Origin of the sequence: Mycobacterium sp. ITM-2016-00318, from assembly GCF_002968285.2 — a bacterium.
GTDB lineage: Bacteria > Actinomycetota > Actinomycetes > Mycobacteriales > Mycobacteriaceae > Mycobacterium.
This window is the reverse complement of sequence record NZ_CP134400.1, coordinates 2,333,556-2,351,091: the sequence shown is the minus strand read 5'-3', so window position 1 is coordinate 2,351,091 and position 17,536 is coordinate 2,333,556. Positions and strand designations below refer to the sequence as shown.

Annotated in this window: 22 protein-coding genes and 1 pseudogene; 15 read left to right on the top strand and 8 right to left on the bottom strand. The window is 65.5% G+C overall.

The window, feature by feature from the left end:
• Nucleotides 1-111 precede the first annotated feature (111 nt).
• A complete protein-coding gene (locus tag C6A82_RS11450; protein WP_105342636.1) occupies nucleotides 112-465 on the bottom strand; it encodes a hypothetical protein in 354 nt (117 codons plus the stop codon).
• 31 nt (nucleotides 466-496) lie between these two features.
• Nucleotides 497-1,003: a hypothetical protein gene (locus C6A82_RS11445; RefSeq protein ID WP_311101791.1), complete on the bottom strand. Its 507-nt coding sequence runs from the start codon at nucleotides 1,001-1,003 to the stop codon at nucleotides 497-499.
• A gap of 625 nt (nucleotides 1,004-1,628) precedes the next feature.
• Here C6A82_RS11445 and C6A82_RS11440 point away from each other — a divergent pair.
• On the top strand, nucleotides 1,629-1,805 hold the full coding sequence (locus C6A82_RS11440; protein WP_105342638.1) for a CsbD family protein: 177 nt from the start codon (nucleotides 1,629-1,631) through the stop codon (nucleotides 1,803-1,805).
• Nucleotides 1,806-2,284: 479 nt separating this feature from the next.
• On the opposite strand, the gene C6A82_RS11435 is transcribed toward C6A82_RS11440, so the two are convergent.
• The 3 genes from C6A82_RS11435 to C6A82_RS11425 form a co-directional block, all read right to left on the bottom strand.
• Nucleotides 2,285-2,644: a hypothetical protein gene (locus tag C6A82_RS11435; protein WP_105342647.1), complete on the bottom strand. Its 360-nt coding sequence runs from the start codon at nucleotides 2,642-2,644 to the stop codon at nucleotides 2,285-2,287.
• Nucleotides 2,644-3,006, bottom strand: coding sequence for a hypothetical protein (locus C6A82_RS11430; RefSeq protein WP_105342649.1), 363 nt, complete (start codon nucleotides 3,004-3,006; stop codon nucleotides 2,644-2,646). Before C6A82_RS11430 ends, C6A82_RS11435 begins: the two co-directional genes overlap by 1 nt.
• A 106-nt stretch (nucleotides 3,007-3,112) precedes the next feature.
• Nucleotides 3,113-3,475 carry a hypothetical protein gene (locus C6A82_RS11425; protein WP_105342650.1) on the bottom strand — a complete coding sequence of 121 codons (363 nt, stop codon included), beginning with the start codon at nucleotides 3,473-3,475 and terminating at the stop codon, nucleotides 3,113-3,115.
• Between the two features lie 348 nt (nucleotides 3,476-3,823).
• On the opposite strand from C6A82_RS11425, the gene C6A82_RS11420 reads away from it, so the two are divergent.
• Together C6A82_RS11420 and C6A82_RS11415 are read left to right on the top strand one after the other, a co-directional pair.
• Entirely contained in the window at nucleotides 3,824-4,012 is a 189-nt protein-coding gene (locus tag C6A82_RS11420) for a hypothetical protein (protein WP_105342652.1), read from the top strand.
• Nucleotides 4,013-4,540: 528 nt separating this feature from the next.
• Nucleotides 4,541-5,056, top strand: a complete 516-nt coding sequence (locus C6A82_RS11415; protein WP_233216786.1) for a DKNYY domain-containing protein — start codon at nucleotides 4,541-4,543, stop codon at nucleotides 5,054-5,056.
• Between the two features lie 143 nt (nucleotides 5,057-5,199).
• On the opposite strand, the gene C6A82_RS11410 is transcribed toward C6A82_RS11415, so the two are convergent.
• Nucleotides 5,200-5,532, bottom strand: coding sequence for a helix-turn-helix domain-containing protein (locus C6A82_RS11410; protein ID WP_105342664.1), 333 nt, complete (start codon nucleotides 5,530-5,532; stop codon nucleotides 5,200-5,202).
• A 141-nt stretch (nucleotides 5,533-5,673) separates the two neighbouring features.
• Between C6A82_RS11410 and C6A82_RS11405 the strand changes: the two genes are divergently transcribed.
• The 7 genes from C6A82_RS11405 (at nucleotide 5,674) to C6A82_RS11375 (ending at nucleotide 9,576) form a co-directional block, all read left to right on the top strand.
• The gene (locus C6A82_RS11405; RefSeq protein WP_105342655.1) at nucleotides 5,674-6,153 is read left to right on the top strand and encodes a polyketide cyclase; all 480 of its coding nucleotides are present in this window, start codon (nucleotides 5,674-5,676) and stop codon (nucleotides 6,151-6,153) included.
• 49 nt (nucleotides 6,154-6,202) lie between these two features.
• On the top strand, nucleotides 6,203-6,928 hold the full coding sequence (locus tag C6A82_RS11400) for a Clp protease N-terminal domain-containing protein (protein WP_105342658.1): 726 nt from the start codon (nucleotides 6,203-6,205) through the stop codon (nucleotides 6,926-6,928).
• 41 nt (nucleotides 6,929-6,969) lie between these two features.
• Entirely contained in the window at nucleotides 6,970-7,446 is a 477-nt protein-coding gene (locus C6A82_RS11395) for an RNA polymerase sigma factor (protein ID WP_105342666.1), read from the top strand.
• On the top strand, nucleotides 7,443-8,042 hold the full coding sequence (locus C6A82_RS11390; RefSeq protein ID WP_105342660.1) for a methylated-DNA--[protein]-cysteine S-methyltransferase: 600 nt from the start codon (nucleotides 7,443-7,445) through the stop codon (nucleotides 8,040-8,042). The genes C6A82_RS11395 and C6A82_RS11390 overlap by 4 nt, the downstream gene beginning before the upstream one ends.
• Nucleotides 8,043-8,070: 28 nt before the next feature.
• Entirely contained in the window at nucleotides 8,071-8,490 is a 420-nt protein-coding gene (locus C6A82_RS11385; protein ID WP_105342662.1) for a PPOX class F420-dependent oxidoreductase, read from the top strand.
• A gap of 67 nt (nucleotides 8,491-8,557) precedes the next feature.
• Nucleotides 8,558-9,049 (top strand): hypothetical protein, encoded by a 492-nt coding sequence (locus tag C6A82_RS11380; protein WP_311101790.1) that lies wholly within the window; start codon nucleotides 8,558-8,560, stop codon nucleotides 9,047-9,049.
• Nucleotides 9,037-9,576 carry an N-acetyltransferase gene (locus C6A82_RS11375; protein WP_105341365.1) on the top strand — a complete coding sequence of 180 codons (540 nt, stop codon included), beginning with the start codon at nucleotides 9,037-9,039 and terminating at the stop codon, nucleotides 9,574-9,576. The genes C6A82_RS11380 and C6A82_RS11375 overlap by 13 nt, the downstream gene beginning before the upstream one ends.
• On the opposite strand, the gene zapE is transcribed toward C6A82_RS11375, so the two are convergent.
• Nucleotides 9,552-10,655: a cell division protein ZapE gene (gene zapE / locus C6A82_RS11370; protein WP_105341367.1), complete on the bottom strand. Its 1,104-nt coding sequence runs from the start codon at nucleotides 10,653-10,655 to the stop codon at nucleotides 9,552-9,554. The two genes, C6A82_RS11375 and zapE, sit on opposite strands and share 25 nt — an antisense overlap.
• Between zapE and C6A82_RS11365 the strand changes: the two genes are divergently transcribed.
• The 5 genes from C6A82_RS11365 to msrB are packed head-to-tail and all read left to right on the top strand — an operon-like array spanning nucleotide 10,654 to nucleotide 16,081.
• On the top strand, nucleotides 10,654-11,427 hold the full coding sequence (locus C6A82_RS11365; RefSeq protein ID WP_311101789.1) for a pyrimidine reductase family protein: 774 nt from the start codon (nucleotides 10,654-10,656) through the stop codon (nucleotides 11,425-11,427). The two genes, zapE and C6A82_RS11365, sit on opposite strands and share 2 nt — an antisense overlap.
• 24 nt (nucleotides 11,428-11,451) lie before the next feature.
• The gene (locus tag C6A82_RS11360) at nucleotides 11,452-13,020 is read left to right on the top strand and encodes an alpha/beta hydrolase (RefSeq protein ID WP_105341398.1); all 1,569 of its coding nucleotides are present in this window, start codon (nucleotides 11,452-11,454) and stop codon (nucleotides 13,018-13,020) included.
• Nucleotides 13,021-13,040: 20 nt separating this feature from the next.
• Entirely contained in the window at nucleotides 13,041-14,366 is a 1,326-nt protein-coding gene (gene aftC, locus C6A82_RS11355) for an arabinofuranan 3-O-arabinosyltransferase (RefSeq protein ID WP_311101788.1), read from the top strand.
• On the top strand, nucleotides 14,363-15,646 hold the full coding sequence (locus C6A82_RS11350; RefSeq protein WP_105349072.1) for an MFS transporter: 1,284 nt from the start codon (nucleotides 14,363-14,365) through the stop codon (nucleotides 15,644-15,646). Before aftC ends, C6A82_RS11350 begins: the two co-directional genes overlap by 4 nt.
• A gap of 18 nt (nucleotides 15,647-15,664) precedes the next feature.
• Nucleotides 15,665-16,081 carry a peptide-methionine (R)-S-oxide reductase MsrB gene (gene msrB, locus C6A82_RS11345; protein ID WP_105349071.1) on the top strand — a complete coding sequence of 139 codons (417 nt, stop codon included), beginning with the start codon at nucleotides 15,665-15,667 and terminating at the stop codon, nucleotides 16,079-16,081.
• Here msrB and C6A82_RS11340 read toward each other — a convergent pair.
• Nucleotides 16,041-17,461 (bottom strand): annotated as a pseudogene (locus C6A82_RS11340) (putative bifunctional diguanylate cyclase/phosphodiesterase). The gene msrB and the pseudogene C6A82_RS11340 overlap by 41 nt on opposite strands.
• Nucleotides 17,462-17,536: the final 75 nt, after the last annotated feature.

The window sequence follows — 17,536 nt, the reverse complement described above, 5'->3', positions numbered from 1 at the left end:
GGTGCTATCTGCCTACGGTGGAGGTATGTCCGCTGTGACCCGTCACTCAACTCCCGACGGGTGGCGGGCCGAGTCATTTCTTCGGTGGTGAAACGGTGCTCCCCAATGACGTCAGACCTTGGTCAGCCCAATCACGACGTTGGGGTGCCCGTCCCGGTATTGAAGCGTGAGGATAAGGGAGTCGTTGTCTAGTGAGACAGTGTTGATGTCGTCAGATCCGGTCCACACCGTGCCCTGCCGGTGCAACTGCCACAAGGTTTTGCTCGTGTCGTTTACGTTGAAACAGTCCGGACCACAGGAGGCCAGATTCCAAGTCGTCGACCCCGTCTTGTTGCTATCGCCCGGGTCGATGATTGTTGCGGTGTAGTTTCCCGCGGTTGGTTCCGCGGACGCCGGGCCGGCTAACCCGACCGCAGCGCCAGCAAGTACAGCGCCGACAGCAAGTCCCCGCGTGATAGTGATCATGGTGTTGTCCCTTCTTATGCTTGATGCAGTGTCAACGGTGTTTGACGACGGTGTGGATCGAGCTGCGTAGCGCGGTGTTGGTCGCGTTGATCTGGTTGAGGGCTGCTTGGATCTGGGCCCTGTTGTGCGCTCTGGTGGCTGTGCGGAGTTGCGCGATGGCCGCGTCGAGCTGCGCCCGGTACGCGGTCACCGCGTTCCGGATTTGGGTGCCGGGGTTAGTCGAGCCGCCGGTGTTCGGTGGCGGGGTGTCGGGGCCGGGGCCGGTGGGGCCTCCGCCATGAGGGCCGTCGGGGCCTTCACCGGGATCGCCGGGGCCTCCGCCTGGGCCGCCGGGACCCTGGCCTGGGTCATTTGGTCCGGGGCCGCCGCCGGGACCGGTGGTGCCGCCGCCGGGGTTGGTGGGGCCGCCGCTCGGACCGGCGGGGGTGTCGGCGAGTGCGATGCCGACTGGTCCGGCGAACAGAATCGCCCCTGTCGTCAAGATCGCTGCGGTAGCGATGCGCACCCGCTGCGGGCGCTGTTGTGCATGATGAGTCATTCTCTTTAGTGCTTTCCCCCAGAGCTGGACAGCCCCCGCCACCAGCTACGTTCCAATTCCCGACCACTTGAATTTACGACAACGCAAAGGCGCCTCACAAGTACTTCACAACTGTGGAGTAGTTAACTACACGCCATTAGTTGCGTTCGACAGCAACGCTAGTGTTCAACATGCGCACAAGCATCCGAGTAGCCAAAATTTCAGCCCGGGCGTCCTCTCTACCTCGTATACACCGAACGTTGTCGCCGTCCTGAAAGAATGCTGGGAGTTCGCTGTGTATTGTCTCTACGCGGATAGCTGCAGAGTGTTGCGCCTCAACGAAGGCGATATGGCACACGTCGAAGGTGCTCACCAGGCCCTTACCTGACCATCAGGACGCCTCGCTCACAACACATCTCGTCGGGGCCATGAGAACACGGTCACAGCTCATAGCAAGGCGGCGCTATCCGCGACGTCGAGTACCGCGAATATCTCGGGTCGCCTCTGGACCCGACCTGGAAGGGGTGCGTGCAGGTTTGTCGGTTCCGCTGTGACGCGTTCCTCGGTTTGGATTTCCACCGTCTCGGGGTATGCCGTGATTGGCTCGGTCCGAGCCAATAATCGCGCTAATGGAAGGGGCTCACTTATGGGCGCCGGAGACAAAATCAGCAACAAGATCGACGATCTCGGAGGCAAGGCGAAAGAAGGCGCCGGTAAGGCGACCGGCGACAAGAGCACCGAGAACGAAGGCAAGGTCGACCAAACGAAGTCCAGCCTCAAGGACGCCGGCGAGAAGGTGAAGGACGCTTTTCGGGGCAAGTGACCAGCACGCTTGTGGCCCACCGTCTGCTCACGCGACGGCGGGCCATTTTTTGCTCGATATTTGGTTAGTAGACGGCGCACAGCAATCTCGATGCCGCATACTGCTTGCATCCCGGACGAAGGAGCCGCGCCCTGGACACAAGCGAGCCGGAGACCGAAGCCGAACGGTCACAAGATGCACATCTGCGTGCGATGAGAGCGCACCTATCAGCAGCAAAGCAGCACAGGGAAGCGGCGGCGCTACACCGTCATGCCGCAGTCGTTCAGGAGACCGCCGCCTCCGACGGCACCGGCGACACGGCGGCGCACAACCACGCTGCTACCGCTGAGCGCGAAGCGAGCTTGCGCGACTACCAAGCTGCAGACCGCGAATCAGACAGGGCCGCGGTCGAGAGTCAGAGATTGGCCCGCGCGCTTGACGATTCGGCTCCGCAGACCGAATCCGCGGAAGCCGAATCGCATTAATCGCCCGCGCTCAGGTCAGCAACTGCCGTCGGCATCGCCGGGAAACGGCTCAACGTGATCGAGCGCCGATATCGGCACCCCGACCGGCCAACAAACCTCAGCGCCGTTCAGGAGTAAGTGAAACGGCCTACCGGCATAGGGTTGCCCGGTGTTCGGGTCGATGGCGTTCTGAACCTGCTTAGCCTGATCCATCCCCTGCTGCACGTTGTCGATGACCTGGTTCGCGATCCCTGCCCCCGGATTCTTCTGCTGCTCCTGACACTGCTGGTCGTCGGGAGCGCATGACGGCGAATCGTCGGCACCGGCGATCGGCGCCCAGATGAAGAGTGCCACGACGCCCGCCGCCAGTGCCGCCCCGCTCTCGTGTTTGCGCATCACAGCGCCGCCTTGCTTACCTGAACGTCCACGGTCTGGTTGGTTTCGGGTTTGAACATGGTTCCGGCAAGCGAGTCCTTGTCGAACGACAATGTCAGGCCCTCCGAGGTCACGCCGGTCCACGAATTGCCTTGCAGGCGAAGATCCGCCGACCACTCCCCTGCGTTGAAGGTCGTGCAGTCCGGACCACACGGCGACGTGAACACACCCTGCTTGGATCCGTCGTTGACGGCCCCGTGGCCGTTGGTCACGGTGATGAGGTACGGCCCGTCGAATGCTTCCGCCGACGCAGGCCCGGCCAACGCAACGGCAGCGCCGGCGAGGACGATGCCCGCTGCAAGTCCCCGAGTGATCGTGTTCATTCTGTTCCTTCCCTCGCGCCGCACTGGAGGCGCGTGTTCGTTGCTGACTTCTGAATCCTTTTTGAATCCATCCGATGGGGCACGCGTAGTCCACTACCTGTCAGCGTCAGCCGTTCTTGGTCAGCGTCATGCGCATGGGCTGGTCGTTCGGACAGACGTTGTCGAGCACCTGCGCGTTGCGGTCGACGGTGATGGTGCATCGCGAGCCGTTCCAGTCGTAGCCGCCAACCCACGTGCCACCTTGCAGACGCAACTCGACGTTCTGGCGCGGCATCTGAAGGCGAGCACAGTCCGCACCGCACGCCGAAAAGCTCATCGCTACCGGCGTCGGGTTGAGAACCTGTCTCGCCCCATCGATCAGCAGGCCGCTGTAGCTGCCCTCGAGTGGATGCGCTGATGCCGGGCTGGCCACCATGATGGCCCCCGCCAGCACTGCGCCGACGAACAGCCCTTTTGCAATCGTCTTCATGTTCTCGCCCCGTTCTGGTTGCCCCTACCCCGTCGCCACGTTCAGGCGATGCTCGGGAGTAAGACCGGCAAACCCCCCACGGGCCTGTACGTCCTTCTCAACGGCGTGCCGACGTGCATGCCGTTCGGAGTCGGAGTGTCCGCCTTGGACTGTGTCGCGCCGGTTCCCGGCTACCGGAACCACGGTCGCTGATGACCGTAGCCTTCTCTGAAGACGTTGTGGCGCAACGCCTTCGTTGAGCATTATCGGGAGAGCGCCAGAATAACTCGCGAACCGTCGGTTGCAGAACGCCGCGCTATCGGCTTCGTGGCCTACGCGCACACGGGGTTTCACCGCTACTGTTGAACCATGGGACGCATCATCGTGGTGATCGTGGGCGTGGTCGTCGCCCTCTTCGGCCTGCTGTTCGCGCTGCAGGGCTTCGGGCTGGTCGGGGGTAGCCCAATGAGCAACACGACCACGTGGTCAGTTCTGGGACCCATCATCGCGCTGGTCGGAATTGCCATCGCCGTCGCCGCGGCCCGCAGGCGCAAGTAGCGGCATCGGCCTGCTCGCAATCCGCTCGTCGAGCAACTCATCGATGAGCGCCGTCGACGGCTTGCCGCCGAGACGGCGGATCGACGAACTCACGGCAGCCAACAAGGACAGCTGTCGGTCGATGGCGCTGACGTCGCGGTGCTTCACTACTCCCCTATCACCGGAATGCCGGATGCGGCACTCAACCCTAGGCGCCTACGGGCCGCTGAGCCGGTATTGAGTCCGGCGTGCCGACCGCATGTCCGCGCTAGCGTGATCACGTTCCAATTCGCCCGGCGGTTCAATGTGACCCCAGACGAGAAGGCACATCGAATGATGCAGCGAAAGTCGACCGCCGCGCTGTGCCTCGTCTTGCGGCGATCCTTTTGGCGTGCAGCCGAAAACGGGCCGCTCAACTCTCTGTTCTTAAGCGCCGGCTATCATGTCAGGGACGATAGGCCGTACTAGCTCGCGGCGTTCCCCGGCAAGGCCGTCGAGATCAGTGATGCCGACCCCACAACCTTCAGAGCGCTCGACTCCACCTACGGCGTGGACTCGTCCCACGTCCTCGTCAACGGTGTGGCGCTGCCCGACGCCGACGCGCTTCCTTCGAACTGCTCGGCCGCTCCGGTCTCGCCAAGGATCACGAGCACGTCTACCAACGCGACCGCGTGCTCAGTGACGACCCCGCGCACTTCGAGTTGCTCGACGGCGAGCTCGCCAAAGACAGTCGCGTCGTCTACTGGAGCGACGGGTCGGTGCTCTCCGAGGACCCCGCGATTTTCGCGATCATCTCGGATGCCGATCACACCTCTACAAAGAGACGGGAGCACCGTGGACGTCAACGGCAAGCCGAGCGCCGACGCCGATCCGGCGACTTTCCAAGTCCTACAAGGCGCTTACGCACGCGACGACCGTCGCGCCTTCTTCTTCGACCAGCCGATCGCCGTCGCGGAGCTGCCGTCCTTTCGGCCGCTGGCGGGGTCCTATGCCGGGGATTCGTCACGCGTGTACTGGATGGGAAAGACAACGACGGTGCGGATCCGGCCACCTTTCGCGTGCTGAACGCGAACTTCGAGTGCTCAGTTGATGACCGGCACGCCTACTACCGAGACACCGCGATCGCCGGCGCCGATCCACGAACGTTCCCGCCCGATCGGGCGGTCACCAAATGTTCGGGCACGTCAATATCCTTCGCGGAGTGACGCTTACGCGGAATAGGCCCGCAATGTGTGACTTGGCGCCGTGCCGAACGCCGCCTTGTAGGCCAGGCTGAACCGCCCGGCATGACTGAACCCCCAGCGGCCCGCGATGGCCGTGACGGTGTCATGCGCCGGATCGGCGGCCTTGAGGTCTCGATGCGCACGGTCCAGCCGCACCCGCCGTAGGTACTCCAGCGGAGTCGTGCCGAGATTGCGTCGGAAGGCGTACTGCACGGACCGCGACGACACATTGACGGCGGCGGCAATATCTTCCAACCCGATATCGGCATCCGCATTCTCCTGGATGAAAGACACGGCATCTCGAAGTATGGGCGGCATATTCCGCACGTAATCGTGACCAGCCACTGCTCGCGCACTCCCCTGATTCGGATGGTCAATCTGAACGATGCGTTCGTATACCCCGCGAACCGGGGCCGAAAACAAGCCCAGCAACGCCTAGCGGACTGACAAGATCGACTCATGACCGAACGCATGGAGGTACAGCGCGCGATCGCCGCACCAGCCGCCGACATCTTCGCCGTGCTCTGCGACCCGTACGGCCATGTCGCGATCGACGCGTCCGGCATGCTGCAGGACGCCGACGGCGACGTGGCGGCAGCGGTCGGCGACACCTTCGTCATCCATATGGACCGCGAGGCCCTCAACGACTACCCAATGGGCAAATACGACGTCACGGTCGAGATCCGCGAGTTCGAGAAGGATGCGTTGATCGCCTGGACGATCCTCGGCCGGATCCGCCCGCAGATCGGCCACGTGTACGGCTACCGCCTCGAACCGTCGGATGACGGCGGCACTCTCGTGACGTCGTTCTATGACTGGTCCGACATCGACCCGGAATGGCGCGCGGCGGACATCTTCCCCGTCATCCCCGAAAGCGCACTGTGCGCCACGCTCGGCATTCTGGATCGCACGGTGCGTCACGGCTATCCCCGCGGGTAGCGTCAACCGCCGGTTGACGTTTCCATAACGTCAACTTAGAGTTGACGATATGACCGAACCGGCGAAGATCGCCTACCCCGTACGCCTCGACGACCTCATCAAGGTCATCAAGAAGGTGCACTCCGAACCACTCGAACAACTCACCGACGCTGTGCTGGCGGCCGAGTCTCTCGACGAGATCGCCGACCACCTGATCGGTCACTTCGTCGATCAGGCGCGGCGCTCCGGGGCCTCATGGACCGATATCGGCAAATGCATGGGTGTCACCAAGCAGGCCGCGCAGAAACGATTCGTGCCCAAGGCGCCCAACCTCGAATCCGCCCTCGACCCCAACGCGGGCTTCGGCCGGTTCACCCCGCGCGCACGCAACGTCGTTGTCGCCGCGCAGAACCAGGCGCAGAAAGCCGGCAACGTCGAAATCACGCCGGACCATCTGCTGCTCGCGTTGTTCGACGACCCCGACGGCTTGGCGGCCAAACTTTTGGCCGGACAGGGCGTGGATGCAGACGCCGTCGCCAAGGCTGTCACCCTGCCCGCGCGAACGGACGGCGACATGCCCGTGCTGATCCCGTTCGACGACCCTGCGAAGAAGGCCCTCGAACTGACCTTCCGCCAGGCACTTCGGCTGGGACACAACTATGTCGGCACCGAGCACATCGCACTGGCGCTGTTCGAAGCGGAGGACGACGACGGTCCGCTGCACCGGACGGGCGCCGACCGCGACCGCTTCGAAGGCGATCTCGTCACCGCGCTGGAACCGTTCACCAAGAACTGATCTCACACACGAAACCGCTGCGGCGTCTACATGATGTGAGGGTGCGACCGTTCGAAGACGTGGTGGCCGCGCACGGCGCCACCGTGCTGAGGGTGTGCCGCGCCGTTGTCGGACCCGTCGACGCCGAGGACGCTTGGTCGGAGACCTTCCTCTCGGCCCTGCGCGCGTACCCCGACCTGCCCGCCGACGCCAACGTCGAGGCCTGGCTGGCGACGATCGCCCACCGGCGCGCCCTCGACGTCGGGCGGGCCAGATCCCGACGCGCGATCCCGGTGGACTCGACGCCGGACCGCCCCTCGACACGCGCTGATCCCGCCGCTCGCTATCCGGACCTCTGGGCGGCCCTGCAACGGCTGCCTGACAAACAACGTCTCGCCGTGGCCTATCACCACATCGCGGGACTGCCGTTCGCCGAGATCTCCGGACTACTCGGCAACTCTCCCGACGCCGCCCGCCGCGCCGCGGCCGACGGGATCAAATCGCTTCGCAAGATCTATCCGGAGGATGAAACAGCATGAGCATCAACCTGTTCGACGAACTAGAGGCCGACCCGGAAACCATGGCCCGCCTCCACCTACGACTGGAGCGGGAGGCGACCGAGGACGACCTGCTCGACGTCGCCTACCGCACCGTAGACAGCCCAGTCGGCAAGCTGCTCCTGGCCGCCACCACCGTCGGCCTCGTCCGCGTCGCCTACGACGTCCAAGACCACGACGCCGTGCTGGCGAAGCTGGCGTCCGCGGTCAGCCCGCGGGTGCTGCGCGCACCGGCCCGGCTGGACAACGCGGCTCGTCAGCTCGACGAGTATTTCGCCAAGCGGCGCACCGAGTTCGAGGTGCCCGTCGATCTTCGGCTCGCAGAAGGTTTCCGCCGCAGCGTCATTGAGCACCTGCGCGACCTCGGGTACGGCCGCCGTGAGAGTTACGCCGACGTGGCTATGGCGGTCGGAAGCCCACGCGCGGTCCGCGCCGTCGGCTCGGCATGCGCGCACAATCCCTTGCCGGTCGTCATCCCGTGCCACCGTGTCGTTCGCTCTGACGGGTCCAGCGGGCAGTATGTCGGAGGCCCCGCTGCCAAGACAACGCTGCTCGACCTGGAAGCCGTTCGGGAATGAAAAGGCGCGCGCGGCGGTAGAACAACGCATGAAGCTCAACGACGCTGCCCGCGAATTCATAGGCGACGGCATAGACGCCACTCTGGTGACAATCAACCCCGACGGCAGTCCGCAGGCGACCGTCGTCTGGGTGGGACTGGAGTCGACGCCAGACGGTGACGAACTGGTCTCGGCGCATCTGGCCGAATATCGCAAGACGCGCAATGTTCGGCGCGACCCCCGAGTCGCAGTGACCATCGTCAAGCCCACGCCGGGTCAGCAGGCGCCCTACCTCGCGATCACGGGCACCGCCCGCATCACCGAAGGCGGCGCGCCCGAACTGCTCAAGAAGCTCGCCACCACGATGCTCGGCTCCGACGAGCACTTCCCGCCGCCTGATTCGCCGCCGGGCCTGCTCACCCGCATCCGGATCGACAAGGTCGGCGGCCTGGGCCCCTGGGCCTCCTGACGGCCAACCCCTCTGCCCGCGGCCGCCGGCATGTGCCATCATGCGAGGCGACATGGAGGGGATTCACATGCGCCGCTGGTTGGTCCTGCTGTTAGCCGCATTGACGATGTCCGGCGCCGTACTGGCCGCGCCGGCTGCCGCGGTCGACGCTCCGATCGGCCGACTCGGTGAAACGCTCCGGGTCGAGATGATGGGCCTGATCGCCGACGTGACCGTGCACGACATTCTTCCCTCCGACGTCCCGCCCGGCTTCGGCTATCCCCCGCGCGCCCCGCGCTATCAGGTGTATCGCGCCAACGTCACCGTGCACGTCGTGGAGACGCCCGCGCCGTACGCGGCCGGGCTCGCATTCGTCTTCAAAGGCGTCACCCCGACCGGTGACGCCTACGAGCCGCGCAACTCCGACGCGCCCGACGCGCTGCAGTACTCCATCCTGAACCTGCCCTCCGGCGCGACCGCCAACGGAGGCGTCTGGTGGGACTGCTACCGCGACCTGGTGTCCAACGTGGTGCTGGTCGACAAGAAGACCGGATTCCACCTCGCCCAATGGAACGTGTGACCCTCGAGGTCGCCGCCGCCACTGCCGCCGAGCTACCCGAACTCGCCGCCGTCGCTGCTGCGACCTTCCCGCTGGCGTGCCCGCCGTCGGTGACACCGGAGAACGTGGCCGCCTTCATCGACGAGAACCTGACGCAGACGCACTTCGCCGGTTACCTGAACGATCCAGAGCGGCTGATCCTCGTCGCGCGCCGCGACGGCCGAATCACCGGCTACGCCATGCTTGTTCGCGGTGTACCCGACGACGACGCGGTGCAGCAGGCCGTCACAGTGCGTCCGGCGGTGGAGATCTCGAAGATGTACGTCCTTCCCCACAGCCACGGTAAAGGCGCCTCCGCTGCGCTGATGGCCGAGGTCCTGCATCGCGCCCCCGACCTCGACGCGAAGTCCGTCTGGCTGGGTGTCAACCAGAACAATCAACGCGCTCAACTGTTCTACGCCAAGCACGGTTTCACCATCAGCGGCACCAAGACGTTTCGGCTCGGCACCCGCATCGAGAACGACTACGTGATGGTGCGCCCAGTCTGACCGGCTGTCGTCAGCGCCAGCAATCGTGAGGTGGCGCGCAGGTACTTCTTGCGGAACCCGCCCGCCAACATCTCGTCGCTGAACACGGTGTCGAGCTTGGCACCCGACGCAACCACCGGGGTGCCCGCGTCGTAAAGGCGGTCGGTGAGCGCCACGAGTCGAAGCGCCACGTTCTGGTCCTCGACGGGGTGGACACCGGTGATGAACACCGACGGAACCCCTTCGATGAGAGTCAGATAGCGCGACGGGTGCATCGTCGCCAGGTGCGCGCACAACGCGTCGAAGTCGTCGACCGTGGCGCCCGGTACCTCCGCAGCGAGGACGACGACCTGCTCGTCGGTCAGGGGCTCGGGCGCGGGCGGCAGGTCACGATGGCGATAATCCGGCCCCTCGATGCGCATAGTCTCGAAAATGGCTGCAAGCGTGTTGATTTCACGCAGGAAGTCCTGTGCGGCGAACCGGCCCTCCCCCAGCTGCTCGGGCAGCGTGTTCGAGGTGGCCGCGATCGAGACACCGCGTTCGACCAGTTGTGACAGCAGCCGCGAGATCAACGTGGTGTTGCCGGGGTCGTCGAGCTCGAACTCGTCGATGCACACCACCGCGTAGTCGGCGAGCAGATCGATGCACTCGACGAAGCCGAATACCCCTGCGAGCTGGGTCATTTCACCAAACGTCGCGAACGCCGCAGGCGCGTGCGAGTCATTCGAGATCCGGTAGTACGCCGACGCCAACAGGTGGGTCTTGCCGACGCCGAAGCCGCCGTCGAGATAGAGCCCCCCGCCCGGCAGCACATCGCGCTTGCCGAACAGCCGTTTCTTTCCCGCGCGCCGCGCCAGCGCATCGTCGCAGAACCTCAGGCACGACTGCACGGCCGCGGACTGCGACGGCTCCGCCGGATCGGGACGATAGCTCTCGAAGCTGACGCCGGCGAACGTCGGCGGCGGGTGCAGCTGGGCGATCAACCGCTCTGGGGTGACACTCGGGCGTCGATCGACGAGGTGGGAAGGGGCAGACCCGCTCCTGTTGTGCGCGGCGGACTGCATGCACGAACTGTAACGACGTGCTTCCATCGACCCCATGCCCGACGACGCTGCTGGTATCCGGTTCACATCGCTGGACACCGCCGAATCAATCGACGAGAATCGGCTGCCCGGCTTCTACGCCTATCCCGACGACCCGCCGTCGTGCTGGGTGCGCGGCAACATGATCGCCAGCCTCGACGGCGGTGCGACCGCCGACGGCAAGTCCGGCGGCCTCGGCGGGTCCGGCGACCGCGCGGTGTTCGCGCTCATGCGTCAGCTCGCCGACGTCATCCTGGTCGGCGCGGGCACCGTGAGGGCGGAGAACTACTCCGGCGTGCAGTTCGGCCCCGCGCAGCGGCAGGCCCGCAGGCAACGGGGCCAGGCCGAGGTGCCGCCCATCGCCGTCCTCACCAACAGCGCCATGCTCGACCACGACGCCAAGCTGTTCACCCGCACCGAGGTTTCGCCGCTGATCCTCACCTGTGCCGACGCCGTCGCCGATGCCACCGGCAGGCTCGGGTCGGTCGCCGAGGTCATCGACGCCTCGGGTCCGCGGTCGGATCGAGTGGAGCTCGCAGACGCGCTGAAAGCGCTGGCTGACCGAAAGCTGTTCCGCGTCCTCGTCGAGGGCGGCCCCGCAATCCTCGGCGTGCTGATCGAACAGGAGCTGCTCGACGAGCTGTGCGTGACGATCGCGCCGCTGCTGGTCGGTGGCGCGGCCGACCGGATCGCCACCGGTCGCGGGCAGGTACACACCCCGATGCGGCGCGGCCACCTGCTCACCGACGACGCCGGCTATCTGTACGCGCGCTACGTGCGAGGTCGGTAACCGGCGTATCAGTACTGTGGTTTCATGCGTCGGCGTCGCCTCGTTCGTGCCCTGAGCACCTCGACCGTCGTTCTGTCGGCTTTGCTGGCCGGATGCGCGCCGCTGCTGGCCGCCGATCCGCGCTACGCCACCGACTCCGGCGCGCGCCCCCAGGGCAAGCCGCCCGCCGAGAACAAGGCAGACGGCCCACCGGCGATCGAGGCGCCGAAGAACGATTTGTCCTGGCGTAACTGCTCCTCCGAGGTGTTCAGCGATTCCGCGACGGAACCGCTGCCCGGTGTCACGCTGGACTGTGCCACCTACGACGCCGACCTCGACCCGATCAACGGCGCCACCGGATCGATCAGCATCGGTGTGGTGCGGGCCCGCTCCGCGCAGACGCCCGAGGACGCCGGTCCGCTTGTGATGACGACCGGATCCGATCTGCCGACCTCGGTCCAGCTGCCGGTCTGGCTGTCGCGCGCAGGCACCGATGTGCTCAAGAGCCACCCGATCGTGGCGGTCGACCGGCGCGGCATGGGCACGTCCAGCTCGATCGACTGCCGCGACCTTTTCGACCGCCAGGAGATGCTGGATCAGGCGCAGTTCCAATCCGGCGACGATCCCGTCGCCAACCTCAGCGCCATCACGATGACCGCCACCACCAGCTGCACCGACACCATCGCACCCGGCGACTCGGCCTACGACAACTCGCACGCCGCCGAAGACATCGAACGGCTGCGCAGCACCTGGGATGTGCCGTCGATCGCACTGCTGGGCATCGGCAACGGGGCCCAGGTCGCGCTGGCCTATGCGGGCTCGCACCCCGGCAAGGTGGCGCGGCTGGTGCTCGACTCTCCCCTGCCGCTAGGCATCGCGGCCGAAGCCGCCACCGAACAGCAGGTGAAAGGTGAGCAGACCGCGCTGGACGCCTTCGCCTCGCAGTGCGCCGCCACCAACTGCCCGCTCGGACCCGACCCCAAGGCGGCCGTCGACGCCCTGTTCACCGACGCGCGGGCCGGAAACGGGCCCGGCGGAGCGGCGGTCGCCACCGTCGCCGACGCGATCAGCACGGCGCTCGCCTACCCGCGCGGCGACCGCACCGCGACCACCAACAGCATCGCCGGCGCGGTGGCCGCGGCACGCTCCGGTGACGTCAACCAGATGAACAATTTGATCAACCAGGCCGACACCCTGCGCCAGAGCGACGGTCAATTCGTCAACTCGTGCAGCGACGCCCTGAACCGGCCCACCCCCGACCGCGTCCGCGAACTGGTCGTCGCGTGGCCCAAGCTCTACCCGCAGTTCGGCGGCGTCGGCGCGCTCAGCATGGTCGAGTGCCTGAACTGGCCAAGCGGGTCCGCGCCGGAGGAGCCGAAGAACCTCAAGATCCCAGTGCTGTTGCTCGGCGTGCAGAACGACCCGATCGTCGGCAACGAAGGCGTCTCGCAGGTCGCCGCCACCATCATCAACGCGGGCGCGTCCAGCAAGCGGGTGATCTGGCAGGGCATCGGGCACGGCGCCAGCATCTACTCGGAGTGCGCGTTGGCACCGGTCACCGCGTATCTGGACAGCGGCAACCTGCCGCCCACCGACACTTACTGCCCCGCCTGATCCTGCCGCGGGCGCCGTCGGTGTACGGTTCGCTGGTGGCGGCACCAGACTCCATTCGTTCCGGCCTGCTGAATCTCTTCCGACCTCGCACGTCCCCGCCCAGCGCGGCGACGGTACTGCGGTCGATACTGTGGCCGATCGCCATCATGTCGATCGCTCACCGCAGCTATGTGATGGCCGCCAACGGCTACATCACCGACGATTTCGGGCCGGTGTACCGCGCGGTCAGTAACTTCAGGCGCGGCTGGGACATCTACAACGAGCACTTCAACTATGTCGACCCGCACTACCTGTACCCGCCGGGCGGCACATTGTTGATGGCTCCGTTCGGCTACATGCCGGTCTTCGCGTCGCACAACTGGTTCGTCGCCCTCAACACCGTCGCCATGATCGTCGCCGCGTGCCTGATGGTGCGGCTGTTCGGCTTCTCGCTGACCTCCGTGGCACTGCCTGCACTGCTTGTGGCCATGTTCCTCACCGAGTCGGTGACCAACACCATCGTGTTCACCAATATCAACGGCTGCGTGCTGCTCGCCGAAGTGCTGTTCTTCCGATGGCTGCTGTCGGGCAAGGTCAACGATCAATGGTGGGCCGGCGTGGCGATCGGTCTGTCGCTTGTGGTGAAACCGGTGTTGGCCGTGCTGCTCCTGTTGCCGTTGCTCAACAAGCAGTGGCGGGTACTGGTGGCGGCAGTCGCCGTTCCGTTGGTGTTCAACGGGGCGGCATGGCCGCTGGTGTCGGACCCGATGAATTTCGTGACGCGCACTGTCCCATACATTCTCAGCACCCGCGACTACTTCAACAGCTCGATCGAGGGCAACGGCATCTACTACGGGTTGCCGGTGTGGTTCATCCTGCTGCTGCGGATCACCTTCACAGTGCTCGCGGTCGTCAGCCTCTGGCTGCTGTACAAGTACTACCGGACCCGCGATCCGCTGTTCTGGATGCTGACGTCGTCAGGCGTCCTCCTACTGACATCGTGGTTGGTGCTTTCGCTGGCGCAGGGCTACTACTCGATGATGTTGTTCCCGTTCCTGATGACCGTCGTGCTGCCGAACTCGGTGGTGCGCAGTTGGCCGGCGTGGCTGGCGACCTACGGGTTCTTGACGATGGATCGGTGGCTGATGTGGCGGTGGCCCACCACCGGCCGCTTCCTGGAGTACATGAAGATCACCTACGGCTGGTCGCTGATGTTGATCGTGGTGTTCTGTGCGCTCTACTTCCGCTACCTCGACGCCAAAGCCGAGCGCAGACTGGACGAAGGCATCGACCCGCCGTGGATGGTCAAGAAGATACCCCACGAGACGAGCGAACCCGACGAACCCAGGGCCGTCCCGTCCGGATGACGGCCGCGCCCGCTCCTCCGGAAAGCGTTGCGCAAACCACACACACCGCGCGACGCGCCTGGGCGGCGGTGCTGCTCCTCGCAGCCGTCGGCACCCTCAACTACATCGACCGTTTCCTGCCAGCCGTTCTTGCCGAGCCGATCAGACTCGAGTTGTCCCTGTCGGACACCGCAATAGGCCTCATCAACGGTTTCGGTTTCCTCGCGGTCTACGCCGTCGTCGGCATCGCGATAGCCCGCGTCGCCGACCGCGGCGTCTTCGGCCTCGTGATCTCGAGCTGTCTGACGCTGTGGGGCACGATGACAATGCTTGGGGGCGTGGTCACTTCGGGCCTGCAACTCGCTTTTACCCGGATCGGCGTGGCGATCGGCGAGGCGGGCAGCACCCCCGCCGCGCACGCCTACGTGGCGCGTAATTTCGCCCCGGAACGGCGCGCTGCACCACTGGCCTTCATCACGTTGTCCATTCCGTTGTCAAGCGCGGCCAGCCTGATGGCGGGCGGACTGCTCGCCGAGGCGTTCGGCTGGCGCACCACGTTCGTGCTGATGGGCGCGATCAGCGTGTTGTTCGCCCCACTTGTGCTTCTTATCCTCGGGAAGCGTCAGGCCATGCCCGCCGTCGACCCCGATGAAAGTGCGCAACCCGGTGGTGCGTGGGATCTGGTGAAGAAGCCCAGTTTTCTCGCCCTTCTCGGCGCCGCCGGGTGCATAGCGGTGGCCGGCTATTCGGTCTCGACGTTCGGGCCCGCGTTCCTCATCCGGGCCCACGGCATGTCGCTTGGCCAGGTCGGCGTGCAGTACGGCATCGCGGCGGGCGTGACCGGAATTTCGAGTCTGCTCATCATTGGCCGACTGGCCGATCGGCTGTCGGCGAGGGATCCTCGGTGGCTGATGTGGCTCACGATCGTGATGATCGCTGCGATACTTCCGTTTTCGTGGTTGGCCTTCATCGTCGAGAGCAATGTGTTTGCCGTCTGGTTCATTGCATTGAGCTGCATCGCCGGCGTCGCGTACATGGCTCCGTCCATCGCGGCCATCCAGCGGCTGGCACATGCGTCGCAACGCGCGACTGCGTCGGCGGTGTTTCTGTTCGTCTGCGCGATGGCGGGATCGCTCGGGCCGTTCATCACCGGTGTCATCAGCGACGCGCTGAAGCCCGAAATGGGAAACATGTCGCTTGGCCGCGCGATGCTGCTGATCGTGCCGGCCATGCAGGTACTCGCCATCGTGTTCTACTTCCTGGCGAGCCGACGATTTCTGCGCGACATCGTTGCGTCCTGACTGCGCTAGCGTGGACAGATGACCTCTCCACAGCCCAGAGTCGAACTCACCGACGATGAGTGGCGCGAAAAGCTCAGCCCAGCCGAGTTCGCCGTACTGCGCGAAGCCGGCACCGAGCGGCCGTTCGTCGGGGAGTACACCGACACCGAGACCGAAGGCGTCTACGAGTGCCGGGCCTGCGGCGCCGAACTGTTCCGCAGCACCGAGAAGTTCGAATCCCACTGCGGATGGCCGTCGTTCTACGACCCGGCCAAGTCGGAAGCGGTGATCCTGCGGACCGACAACTCGATGGGCATGACCCGCGTCGAGGTGTTGTGCGCCAACTGCCACAGCCATCTCGGCCACGTGTTCGAAGGCGAGGGGTACCCGACGCCGACCGACCAGCGCTACTGCATCAACTCGATTTCACTGCGACTGGTGCCTGCAGGCTCGTAGCCTCCAACTTCTCGAACTCGACCTGGGTCGCGTGTTTCGGGTGGCCGGCCGCCAGCATGTTCATCATCGCCGCGGCGCTGACCGGCGGGCTGTAGTAGTACCCCTGTGCCACCTCGCAGCCGAACTCGCGAAGCCGCTCCGCGGTCTCGGCGTTCTCCACACCCTCGGCGACCGTCGTGACGCCGAGAACGCGCGCCAGATCGACGACACCGCGCACCACGGCGGCCGCGCGCGCGTCGACCCGGATCGGCGCGATGAAGTGCCTGTCGAGTTTGACCTCGTCGATCGCCAGCTCGCGCAGGTACCACAACGCCGAATAACCGCTCCCGAAGTCGTCGATCGCAATTCGAATGCCCTTCTGGCGCAGCCTTTCCAGCACCGAACGGGTGCGCTCGATGTTGTCGAGGAGGAAGTCCTCGGTGATCTCGATGGTCAGGTCTTCGGGACTCAGCCCGCGCGTCGAGAGCGCCGAGGCGATGTGCGTCGGCAGGTCCAGATCGCCGAGTGACGGTGCGAACACGTTCACCGCGATCGGGACCCCGATACCCATCGCCTGCCATTCGGCGGCATCATCGAGCACCTGCGTCAGCACCAGATCGGTGACCGCCTTCATCAGGCCGCGCTTACGAACCAGCGGCAGGAAATGCGCGGGTCCGAGCAGGCCCCGGGTGGGTGAGGCCACCGCACGAGGGCTTCGACGCCGACGACGTCGCCGCTGCGCAGGTCGAATTTCGGTTGGTAGAACACCGAGAGATCGCCGTGATCGATGGCGTGGCGCAACTCGCCGAGCAGCCGCACCGCCGCGCTGGGCTCGGCGCCTTCTCTCGCCTCGGCGGTCAGCTCGAACTCACCCGGATCGGCGAGCGCCATATCCGGCGTGAACGTGTGCAGCCCACCAGATTTCGAGCGCTTGGCCGAATACATCGCCACGTCGGCCTGCTTGAGTAGCAGATCCGCCGACAGGTCAGGGTTGGCCGACGACGCCACCGCCAGACCGACACTGGGCCGCATCAGCAGCTGCTGGCCGTCGATGACGAACGGTTCCTCGAAGGCCGCGACCACGCGGTGCGCCACCAACCGCGACAGCTCCGGCAGGCCTTCCATCAGGACGGCGAACTCGTCGCCGCCCACACGAGCCACCGTGTCGGATGTCCGCACGCAGCCCTGCAACCGCTCGGCGGCCTGAATAAGCAATGCCTCACCGGCGGGATGCCCGAGGCTGTCGTTGACCAGCTTGAAGTCGTCGAGATCCATCGAGAGCACCGCCACCGACTGTTTGTCTTGCTCGTGCACCTGCACGGCGTGCATCAGCCGGTCGTTGAACAGGTCGCGGTTCGCCAGCCCGGTGAGGGTGTCGCGCAGCGCCTGGTCGGCGACCATCGACAGCAGGCGCTGGTTCTGCCGCACCACCATGTACTGCCGCGCCATCACCGCGCTCATCAGCAGGGTCGACGA

Bases quoted from the DNA above. Each gene is read 5' to 3' on its own strand.
- C6A82_RS11450 (WP_105342636.1), bottom strand. From the start codon at position 465: ATGATCACTATCACGCGGGGACTTGCTGTCGGCGCTGTACTTGCTGGC.
- C6A82_RS11445 (WP_311101791.1), bottom strand. From the start codon at position 1,003: ATGACTCATCATGCACAACAGCGCCCGCAGCGGGTGCGCATCGCTACC.
- C6A82_RS11440 (WP_105342638.1), top strand. From the start codon at position 1,629: ATGGGCGCCGGAGACAAAATCAGCAACAAGATCGACGATCTCGGAGGC.
- C6A82_RS11435 (WP_105342647.1), bottom strand. From the start codon at position 2,644: ATGCGCAAACACGAGAGCGGGGCGGCACTGGCGGCGGGCGTCGTGGCA.
- C6A82_RS11430 (WP_105342649.1), bottom strand. From the start codon at position 3,006: ATGAACACGATCACTCGGGGACTTGCAGCGGGCATCGTCCTCGCCGGC.
- C6A82_RS11425 (WP_105342650.1), bottom strand. From the start codon at position 3,475: ATGAAGACGATTGCAAAAGGGCTGTTCGTCGGCGCAGTGCTGGCGGGG.
- C6A82_RS11420 (WP_105342652.1), top strand. From the start codon at position 3,824: ATGGGACGCATCATCGTGGTGATCGTGGGCGTGGTCGTCGCCCTCTTC.
- C6A82_RS11410 (WP_105342664.1), bottom strand. From the start codon at position 5,532: ATGCCGCCCATACTTCGAGATGCCGTGTCTTTCATCCAGGAGAATGCG.
- C6A82_RS11405 (WP_105342655.1), top strand. From the start codon at position 5,674: ATGACCGAACGCATGGAGGTACAGCGCGCGATCGCCGCACCAGCCGCC.
- C6A82_RS11400 (WP_105342658.1), top strand. From the start codon at position 6,203: ATGACCGAACCGGCGAAGATCGCCTACCCCGTACGCCTCGACGACCTC.
- C6A82_RS11390 (WP_105342660.1), top strand. From the start codon at position 7,443: ATGAGCATCAACCTGTTCGACGAACTAGAGGCCGACCCGGAAACCATG.
- C6A82_RS11385 (WP_105342662.1), top strand. From the start codon at position 8,071: ATGAAGCTCAACGACGCTGCCCGCGAATTCATAGGCGACGGCATAGAC.
- C6A82_RS11380 (WP_311101790.1), top strand. From the start codon at position 8,558: ATGCGCCGCTGGTTGGTCCTGCTGTTAGCCGCATTGACGATGTCCGGC.
- C6A82_RS11375 (WP_105341365.1), top strand. From the start codon at position 9,037: ATGGAACGTGTGACCCTCGAGGTCGCCGCCGCCACTGCCGCCGAGCTA.
- C6A82_RS11365 (WP_311101789.1), top strand. From the start codon at position 10,654: ATGCCCGACGACGCTGCTGGTATCCGGTTCACATCGCTGGACACCGCC.
- zapE (WP_105341367.1), bottom strand. From the start codon at position 10,655: ATGGGGTCGATGGAAGCACGTCGTTACAGTTCGTGCATGCAGTCCGCC.
- C6A82_RS11360 (WP_105341398.1), top strand. From the start codon at position 11,452: ATGCGTCGGCGTCGCCTCGTTCGTGCCCTGAGCACCTCGACCGTCGTT.
- C6A82_RS11350 (WP_105349072.1), top strand. From the start codon at position 14,363: ATGACGGCCGCGCCCGCTCCTCCGGAAAGCGTTGCGCAAACCACACAC.
- msrB (WP_105349071.1), top strand. From the start codon at position 15,665: ATGACCTCTCCACAGCCCAGAGTCGAACTCACCGACGATGAGTGGCGC.